At 41.0% G+C, this 9,990-nt stretch carries 3 protein-coding genes and 4 rRNA genes; 6 read left to right on the top strand and 1 reads right to left on the bottom strand.

The features are described 5' to 3' along the window. Positions 1 to 36: 36 nt before the first annotated feature. The 4 genes from ACF08W_RS34770 (at position 37) to ACF08W_RS34755 (ending at position 5,887) form a co-directional block, all read left to right on the top strand. Positions 37 to 1,586, top strand: a 16S ribosomal RNA gene (locus ACF08W_RS34770). A gap of 206 nt (positions 1,587 to 1,792) precedes the next feature. Beyond that, positions 1,793 to 4,727 (top strand): 23S ribosomal RNA (locus tag ACF08W_RS34765). Between the two features lie 75 nt (positions 4,728 to 4,802). Continuing rightward, positions 4,803 to 4,919: ribosomal RNA gene (gene rrf / locus ACF08W_RS34760) — 5S ribosomal RNA — on the top strand. Positions 4,920 to 5,044: 125 nt separating this feature from the next. Further along, positions 5,045 to 5,887, top strand: coding sequence for a tyrosine-type recombinase/integrase (locus tag ACF08W_RS34755; protein ID WP_202389403.1), 843 nt, complete (start codon positions 5,045 to 5,047; stop codon positions 5,885 to 5,887). A gap of 1,027 nt (positions 5,888 to 6,914) precedes the next feature. Here the strand turns inward: ACF08W_RS34755 and ACF08W_RS34750 are convergent. Continuing rightward, on the bottom strand, positions 6,915 to 7,769 hold the full coding sequence (locus ACF08W_RS34750) for a ParA family protein (protein WP_160555785.1): 855 nt from the start codon (positions 7,767 to 7,769) through the stop codon (positions 6,915 to 6,917). A gap of 565 nt (positions 7,770 to 8,334) precedes the next feature. Here ACF08W_RS34750 and ACF08W_RS34745 point away from each other — a divergent pair. After that, on the top strand, positions 8,335 to 9,534 hold the full coding sequence (locus tag ACF08W_RS34745) for a replication initiation protein (protein WP_160555784.1): 1,200 nt from the start codon (positions 8,335 to 8,337) through the stop codon (positions 9,532 to 9,534). A gap of 397 nt (positions 9,535 to 9,931) precedes the next feature. Then, positions 9,932 to 9,990 (top strand): 16S ribosomal RNA (locus tag ACF08W_RS34740); the annotation flags it as partial.

The raw sequence follows: 9,990 nt of genomic DNA, 5'->3' as shown, positions 1-9,990 counted from the left end.
AAAAGCTAGAGTTTAGCAATGAGCTAATCTTACTCTTTATCGGAGAGTTTGATCCTGGCTCAGGACGAACGCTGGCGGCGTGCCTAATACATGCAAGTCGAGCGGACTTAAAAAGCTTGCTTTTTAAGTTAGCGGCGGACGGGTGAGTAACACGTGGGCAACCTGCCTGTAAGACTGGGATAACTTCGGGAAACCGGAGCTAATACCGGATAATCCTTTCCTACTCATGTAGGAAAGCTGAAAGACGGTTTACGCTGTCACTTACAGATGGGCCCGCGGCGCATTAGCTAGTTGGTGAGGTAACGGCTCACCAAGGCGACGATGCGTAGCCGACCTGAGAGGGTGATCGGCCACACTGGGACTGAGACACGGCCCAGACTCCTACGGGAGGCAGCAGTAGGGAATCTTCCGCAATGGACGAAAGTCTGACGGAGCAACGCCGCGTGAGTGATGAAGGTTTTCGGATCGTAAAACTCTGTTGTTAGGGAAGAACAAGTACGAGAGTAACTGCTCGTACCTTGACGGTACCTAACCAGAAAGCCACGGCTAACTACGTGCCAGCAGCCGCGGTAATACGTAGGTGGCAAGCGTTGTCCGGAATTATTGGGCGTAAAGCGCGCGCAGGCGGTCCTTTAAGTCTGATGTGAAAGCCCACGGCTCAACCGTGGAGGGTCATTGGAAACTGGGGGACTTGAGTGCAGAAGAGAAGAGTGGAATTCCACGTGTAGCGGTGAAATGCGTAGAGATGTGGAGGAACACCAGTGGCGAAGGCGACTCTTTGGTCTGTAACTGACGCTGAGGCGCGAAAGCGTGGGGAGCAAACAGGATTAGATACCCTGGTAGTCCACGCCGTAAACGATGAGTGCTAAGTGTTAGAGGGTTTCCGCCCTTTAGTGCTGCAGCAAACGCATTAAGCACTCCGCCTGGGGAGTACGGCCGCAAGGCTGAAACTCAAAGGAATTGACGGGGGCCCGCACAAGCGGTGGAGCATGTGGTTTAATTCGAAGCAACGCGAAGAACCTTACCAGGTCTTGACATCTCCTGACAATCCTAGAGATAGGACGTTCCCCTTCGGGGGACAGGATGACAGGTGGTGCATGGTTGTCGTCAGCTCGTGTCGTGAGATGTTGGGTTAAGTCCCGCAACGAGCGCAACCCTTGATCTTAGTTGCCAGCATTTAGTTGGGCACTCTAAGGTGACTGCCGGTGACAAACCGGAGGAAGGTGGGGATGACGTCAAATCATCATGCCCCTTATGACCTGGGCTACACACGTGCTACAATGGATGGTACAAAGGGCAGCAAAACCGCGAGGTCGAGCCAATCCCATAAAACCATTCTCAGTTCGGATTGTAGGCTGCAACTCGCCTACATGAAGCTGGAATCGCTAGTAATCGCGGATCAGCATGCCGCGGTGAATACGTTCCCGGGCCTTGTACACACCGCCCGTCACACCACGAGAGTTTGTAACACCCGAAGTCGGTGGGGTAACCCTTCTGGGAGCCAGCCGCCTAAGGTGGGATAGATGATTGGGGTGAAGTCGTAACAAGGTAGCCGTATCGGAAGGTGCGGCTGGATCACCTCCTTTCTAAGGAAAAATGGATTTATTCCATTCATAGATTGTTGATAGTTTGTTGTTCAGTTTTGAGGGAGCAATTCCTCATGATATAAAATTGTTCTTTGAAAACTAAATCATATAGAAGAAAAACCAAGATAAAACCGAGTAATCGCCATCTTAGATTCTCTATGTAAATAGAAGAATTAGGGTAAAGAGTAACATCTTTAGCCAAATCAAGTTAAGTTAGAAAGGGCGCACGGTGGATGCCTTGGCACTAGGAGCCGATGAAGGACGGGACTAACACCGATATGCTTCGGGGAGCTGTAAGTAAGCTTTGATCCGGAGATTTCCGAATGGGGAAACCCACTATCCGTAATGGGATAGTATCGTTACTTGAATACATAGAGTAACTGAAGGCAGACCCGGGGAACTGAAACATCTAAGTACCCGGAGGAAGAGAAAGCAAACGCGATTCCCTTAGTAGCGGCGAGCGAAACGGGATTAGCCCAAACCAAGAGGCTTGCCTCTTGGGGTTGTAGGACACTCTACATGGAGTTACAAAGGAACGGGGTAGATGAATAGGTCTGGAAAGGCCAGTCACAGAAGGTAAAAACCCTGTAGTCGAAACTTCGTTCCCTCCTGAGTGGATCCTGAGTACGGCGGGACACGAGAAATCCCGTCGGAAGCAGGGAGGACCATCTCCCAAGGCTAAATACTCCCTAGTGACCGATAGTGAACCAGTACCGTGAGGGAAAGGTGAAAAGCACCCCGGAAGGGGAGTGAAATAGATCCTGAAACCGTGTGCCTACAAGTAGTTAGAGCCCATTAATGGGTGATAGCGTGCCTTTTGTAGAATGAACCGGCGAGTTACGATTACATGCAAGGTTAAGTTGAAGAGACGGAGCCGCAGCGAAAGCGAGTCTGAATAGGGCGATAGAGTATGTGGTCGTAGACCCGAAACCAGGTGATCTACCCATGTCCAGGGTGAAGTCCAGGTAACACTGGATGGAGGCCCGAACCCACGCACGTTGAAAAGTGCGGGGATGAGGTGTGGGTAGCGGAGAAATTCCAATCGAACTTGGAGATAGCTGGTTCTCTCCGAAATAGCTTTAGGGCTAGCCTCAAGGTAAGAGTATTGGAGGTAGAGCACTGTTTGGACTAGGGGCCCCCATCGGGTTACCGAATTCAGACAAACTCCGAATGCCAAATACTTATCCTTGGGAGTCAGACTGCGAGTGATAAGATCCGTAGTCAAGAGGGAAACAGCCCAGACCACCAGCTAAGGTCCCAAAGTATACGTTAAGTGGAAAAGGATGTGGAGTTGCTTAGACAACCAGGATGTTGGCTTAGAAGCAGCCACCATTTAAAGAGTGCGTAATAGCTCACTGGTCGAGTGACTCTGCGCCGAAAATGTACCGGGGCTAAACGTATCACCGAAGCTGTGGATTGACATCTATGATGTCAGTGGTAGGAGAGCGTTCTAAGGGCGTTGAAGCTAGACCGTAAGGACTGGTGGAGCGCTTAGAAGTGAGAATGCCGGTATGAGTAGCGAAAGATGAGTGAGAATCTCATCCACCGAATGCCTAAGGTTTCCTGAGGAAGGCTCGTCCACTCAGGGTTAGTCGGGACCTAAGCCGAGGCTGAAGAGCGTAGGCGATGGACAACAGGTTGATATTCCTGTACCACCTTATGAATCGTTTGAGCGATGGGGGGACGCAGGAGGATAGGGTAAGCGTGCTGTTGGATTAGCACGTCCAAGCAGTTAGGCTGGTAATGAGGCAAATCCCATTACCGTGAAGGCGGAGCTGTGACGGCGAGGGAAATATAGTACCGAAGTTCCTGATTCCACACTGCCAAGAAAAGCCTCTAGCGAGATTCAAGGTGCCCGTACCGCAAACCGACACAGGTAGGCGAGGAGAGAATCCTAAGGTGAGCGAGAGAACTCTCGTTAAGGAACTCGGCAAAATGACCCCGTAACTTCGGGAGAAGGGGTGCTCTTTTGGGTGCAAGCCCGAGAGAGCCGCAGTGAATAGGCCCAGGCGACTGTTTAGCAAAAACACAGGTCTCTGCGAAGCCGTAAGGCGAAGTATAGGGGCTGACACCTGCCCGGTGCTGGAAGGTTAAGAGGAGGGGTTAGCGTTCGCGCGAAGCTCTGAATTGAAGCCCCAGTAAACGGCGGCCGTAACTATAACGGTCCTAAGGTAGCGAAATTCCTTGTCGGGTAAGTTCCGACCCGCACGAAAGGTGTAACGATCTGGGCACTGTCTCAACGAGAGACTCGGTGAAATTATAGTACCTGTGAAGATGCAGGTTACCCGCGACAGGACGGAAAGACCCCGTGGAGCTTTACTGTAGCCTGATATTGAATTTTGGTACAGCTTGTACAGGATAGGTAGGAGCCTTGGAAGCCGGAGCGCCAGCTTCGGTGGAGGCATTGGTGGGATACTACCCTGGCTGTATTGACATTCTAACCCGCACCCCTTATCGGGGTGGGAGACAGTGTCAGGTGGGCAGTTTGACTGGGGCGGTCGCCTCCTAAAAAGTAACGGAGGCGCCCAAAGGTTCCCTCAGAATGGTTGGAAATCATTCGTAGAGTGTAAAGGCACAAGGGAGCTTGACTGCGAGACCTACAAGTCGAGCAGGGACGAAAGTCGGGCTTAGTGATCCGGTGGTTCCGCATGGAAGGGCCATCGCTCAACGGATAAAAGCTACCCCGGGGATAACAGGCTTATCTCCCCCAAGAGTCCACATCGACGGGGAGGTTTGGCACCTCGATGTCGGCTCATCGCATCCTGGGGCTGTAGTCGGTCCCAAGGGTTGGGCTGTTCGCCCATTAAAGCGGTACGCGAGCTGGGTTCAGAACGTCGTGAGACAGTTCGGTCCCTATCCGTCGTGGGCGTAGGAAATTTGAGAGGAGCTGTCCTTAGTACGAGAGGACCGGGATGGACGCACCGCTGGTGTACCAGTTGTCTTGCCAAAGGCATAGCTGGGTAGCTATGTGCGGAAGGGATAAGTGCTGAAAGCATCTAAGCATGAAGCCCCCCTCGAGATGAGATTTCCCATAGCGTAAGCTAGTAAGATCCCTGAAAGATGATCAGGTTGATAGGTTTGAGGTGGAAGCGTGGTGACACGTGGAGCTGACAAATACTAATAGATCGAGGACTTAACTAAAAAGATTACTTGGTTCTTGTGTTTTTCTTCCTATAGGATTTAGTTTTGAGAGAACAACTCATAAAAACATAATAGTCTGGTGGCGATAGCGAGAAGGTCACACCCGTTCCCATACCGAACACGGAAGTTAAGCTTCTCAGCGCCGATGGTAGTTGGGGGCTCTCCCCCTGTGAGAGTAGGACGTCGCCAGGCACCGAAAAGGATAGTAGTCATTAGACTACTATCCTTTTTTTTGATTTTATCGTGGAAGTTTACTTCTTTCCTCTTATGAATTAAGATATTAAGTAAGTACCAAGTCTGGATTTAGGGGTGATAAAGTGCAAAAATCTAATGTTATTAGTCAATTTGCAGACTGGCTTGAAACAGAAGGGAAATCTGTTAATACAGTCACTACTTATCAACGTGAAATGAAAAAATTTCAAGACTGGCTCTACAAATATCCTACTTATTTAGAGAATATATCTCAAAAAGATGTTCAAGATTATCTCTCTTTTTTAGAGCAACAGCGCAAAAGTCCAATAACTATCGATAAAATACTTGGCTCTATTAGAACGTTTGCTAAGTTCTTGAAACGTCCAGAAATAACTTTAGATATTAAAGTTATGCCTATAGAAAAAAAGGGAGAATTGGAAATACTAACTCCTTATGAATACAATCAATTACTTCAAGAAGTGAAAAATGATGGTCACGAAAGAAATATAGCTATTGTTTACTTATTACTTCATACAGGTATTAGAGTTTCGGAATTATGTTCTCTAAATAAGTCGAATATTGATATTAGAAAAAGGCAATTAACCGTTAGAAATGGGTTAACTGGTGAAGAAAGGTATATTCCATTATCGGAAGAAGCTAAGAAATATCTTCTTAAATACTGTGACTCTTTTTATAGTGAGGATGCTTTATTTACTTCAAAATCTAATGAACGATTAACAGAAAGATCGATTCAATATATGTTGAAAAAGTATAATGTTCATCCGCATAAATTAAGACATACTTTTTGTCAAAAGCTTATAGATAAAGGAATAGGCTTAGAAGTTGTCTCGAAACTTGCTGGACATAAAGATATAAATGTTACTAAAAGATATGCAAAATCCAGGATGGAACAATTCGAACTAGAAGAAGCAATACAAAAAACTTTTATTAACGATACACTAGGATAGGTTGTTTAGTATTTAATTGTCTTTTTAAAGTTAACATCAACCGATGGGTAAGCTTAAAGTGAATTCAGATTTAGAACGTTTCAGGGGCTATTTTAGCTGATTTTAGGTACTTCCCTTAGTTAAGTTCGTTTTTAGAAAAAGGACAGTATTATAGATCGAATATAAAAGCCTAAAGACGTTCGACAATGGAAATTCTATTCGTTTTTTATATTTTAAAACTGATATTAGATATTTCTTTTTAAAAAGGATGAAAAGAATTGGACAATAAAGCGCAAATATATCGTTCTAATGTATCCATATCACAACTCGAAACAACGCTAAAAGAAAAAAATCTTTTAGCGTTGTTTGTGCAAAGACAGGAAAAATCCAATGAAAATTTTGGAATACAACTATATCTCTAGAGATATTACGGTATATCTACACTATATCTCCCGAGCCAAAAAGTGATATCAATTTAAACTCCTTGAAACCTAATAGGCACCGACTATTCATCACCTTTTATCAGAAGGTGATATCAGGTTTCCTTATGCTCTTTTTTTAAAAGGATAGATAAGCAAAGAAAATAGACATATAGATACTCCATACAGCATTATAAGCATTGTCCATGCTTCAAAAATGTTTGGAATGTCAAATAGATAATGGAATAGGATCCAGGAGGAAATAGAAGAAATAAAGAGATAGTGTTTTTGAATTATAGTCTTCATTTTTGATTATTTCCCGAAGGGAAAAAGACAGAATTTGCCCGAATATGGCCGGATTCCGTCTTTTGTTTGGGGTGCTGCTTGGGATAAGACGCATTATGTTAACTACTATTAAAAATAATTTTACGTACCCAAGTTTGGATGCATCAAATTATTTACCGATATTATTTAAATAGTCCTCTAATGCTTCTTCAATTAATATATAGATGTTTTTTTCTTGTAATAAAGATTGCATTTTTAACTCTTTATGTAAGTCTGTTCGTAAATCGAATGAGACTCGTTTTCTTATCAGTTGTAGTGTAGAAGCTTTTTCCTCACTAATCTCTTCAGCGAGAGCCTGGGAAGGAGTAATCTGTTTCTGAAGACGTTTCATATTTTTTATATCGTTTACTTTGGACACGTTTAATCAACTCCTTATAAAATTCTTCATATTGTAGTAAAGCCTGCTTTAATTCTGAGTTTTTATTAAACCCATATAAGGCTAAACGACCAATAGGAGCTCTTCTAGTAATAACCGTTTTAAAAACTTCATCAGGGTAATCCTCTGTGATCATTTCATTAAAGGCCTTAGCATCACTTCTTCTTAAGTCATTCAATGTTCTTAGAATCCCTATTACTTCAGTATTTCTATTACCATGATTTTTAGCACTTGTGACAGACTCCATAAAGTTAGGTATTGCTGAATAGCACCAGTTAGAGCACTCGAATAATACCACTACATACTCACTAGCACATAGGGCATTAGTTGTTTGTTCTGATAAAGAAGGTGGCGTATCAATAATAATGAAATCATACTCATTTCTGATTCCATCTAAACTTTTATCTAGAATTAAACTAGGAGTTCCTTTAAAAGGAATTGTATCGCCTTTATAAGTCTTTCCGGTATATATCCACCTGGGGAATGTAGCTAAAAAATTTGTAGCAGGCAACAAATCTAAATTTTTCTCTATAGGTAGAATATACTTTTTTACATCTTGTTTCTGCATAGCTTCTAGTACTGATTTTCCAATGAATTCATTGGAAGGTTGATTAGATAATAGTTCTGTTAAGTTCCCTTGAGAATCCAGATCGATTGCCAACACCTTATAACCATCTCTACTTAGTAAATATGATAGTATGCCTGCAGTAGTTGATTTTCCACAACCACCTTTTTGTATCCCCATAGTAATTGTAATCGCCAAAAATGATCCCTCCTTCTTCCAACGTTCTTTTCTTCCTTTCTTCCTTTCTTCTTTTCTTTCTTTTTTTATACTTTCTAGGAAATTAATTGAAAATCCTCTAAAAAAGTGAACTATAACACCTAAAAATTAGGTGTTATAGTTCACTCAGTTTTTGTTATAGTTCACTCAGTTTTTGTTATAGTTCACTCAGTTTTTGTTATAGTTGTGACTCAGTTTTTGTTATAGTTCACTCAGTTTTTGTTATAGTTCACTCAGTTTTTGTTATAGTTCACTCAGTTTTTGTTATAGTTAGGTCCCTCAAACCCTTGATACATAAGGGTTTTTTACCTCCTAAAACAATTAAAACAATTAAAACAATTAAAACAAATAATTGATAAAACAATCAAAACAAGAGAGATTTGTAAAAACTTGTTTTTTTATTATTTTGGTAATTAAGAATATTTTAAAAAAATAAAAACTTCGTTTATCGAGTGTGTGTTTTAAATTTTCTGAAATATAACACAAGTAGACTCTCATTTGTGTTTTTTGTTATATTTTAGAATGATCAATAAAAAGGAGTTTTAATATGGGATCCAAGATAAGTGCAGACAACTTAATTACGAAATCAAATCAGCTTATTGAAGCAGCATATAAATTAAACGAGATAGAACAAAAAATCATCTTAACCCTTATTAGTTTAGTTCAACCAAATGATAAGGAATTTCAATCTTACACTTTCACAATCAAAGATTTCATAAAATTGATTGGCGGAAACAGTAATACAAGGTATAAGGAACTAGAAGAAATTACGAGGAATATGTTAGCTAAAATTTATGAAATAAGATTCGAAGAAAGATTAGTACAAGTTCAATGGTTATCCCAAGCTGATTATAACTATAAAAAGGGGACAATCGAGCTTACACTACATAAGTTTCTTACCCCTTATTTATTAGAGTTGAAAAAGGAATTTACATCGTATCATTTAAAAAACGTAAGTAAACTAAAGGGGCATTATTCTATAAGGATATATGAACTGCTTAAGCAATATGAACGTCTACAAGAAAGAACCCTCACTATGGAGGACCTAAGACATAAGTTGGGCGCAACAAGTATATATCCTGCTTACGGAAACTTTAAACAGCGTGTAATACTCCCTTCTCAAAAACAGATAAATAAAAAATCAGATATCACATTTGAATTTCAAGAGATAAAACAAGGAAGGGCAGTTAAAGAAATTAAATTCTTTATAAAAACCAAAGATTCTATTATTCAACCTTTACCTATTCCGATATCTCATTCCAGTCAAAATGCAGTGTTAGATACAGAAGAACTTGAAAATGATCTTTTTGTTGTTTCTAAAGACGATATTAAAGATATTAAAAGTTTGGCGAGTGATTTAGGAGTTAAAGTTCCGAATAAAACTATACAAAGTTGGTTGAATTATGGGAAAAGAAATGTAATTCAAGTGATGGAGTCAATTAGAGATGATCATAAAATAGAAAATCCAATAGGGTTTATCACGTACAAATTAAAGAATGAGATAGATAAAAACATTATTGAGATAAATCCTTCAGATGATGCCATTCAAGATTTTGTTAACAGTCATATACCAAAACGTAAAATCAAAAGAGTAGAATTTTTAACAGACTGGATGATGAAACCGGAAGCTTTAAAAACTTTTAGTAAATACATGAATGAAGATGATGCTTTAGATTTATGGAATTCAAAGAAAGAAGCAATAATGCAGGAACTAAATGATCGCAGGGGAAAAATGATATTAAATTAAAAGAACAAAAACCATATTGGTTCTTGTTCTTTTTTATCGGAATTATTAACGTTGAACTATCTATTGCTGTAAGAGAGTTTATTATGTAGAATAGAAAAACATTTCAACTAGTAGAAACCTCTAAAAAGAAGTTGACTTCCACGAATGCGAATGGTATATTAGTAGATGTCGCTAATTCGAAAAAAACATTCTTTCTTTTTTTAAAAAAGTTTGTTCGTAGAAGTTGACCACGGTGAAATGCTGTGTTATTATATAAAAGTTGCTCCTAACAGCAACATTAAATTGCTCTTTGAAAACTGAACAAACAAACGTCAACAATAATCGTTTTTATAACTTTCGTTATAGAAACAAAACAAGTAACAAAAGCTAGAGTTTAGCAATGAGCTAATCTTACTCTTTATCGGAGAGTTTGATCCTGGCTCAGGACGAACGCTGGCGGCGTGCCTAATACATGCA

This window comes from Streptomyces sp. NPDC015144, assembly GCF_043079735.1.
Lineage (GTDB): Bacteria > Actinomycetota > Actinomycetes > Streptomycetales > Streptomycetaceae > Streptomyces.
Note: the sequence above shows the minus strand (reverse complement) of the source record. Positions and strands in the feature narration are given on the sequence as shown.

Excerpts from the sequence above, each read along its gene's own strand:
- ACF08W_RS34745 (WP_160555784.1), top strand. The coding sequence starts at position 8,335 with ATGGGATCCAAGATAAGTGCAGACAACTTAATTACGAAATCAAATCAG.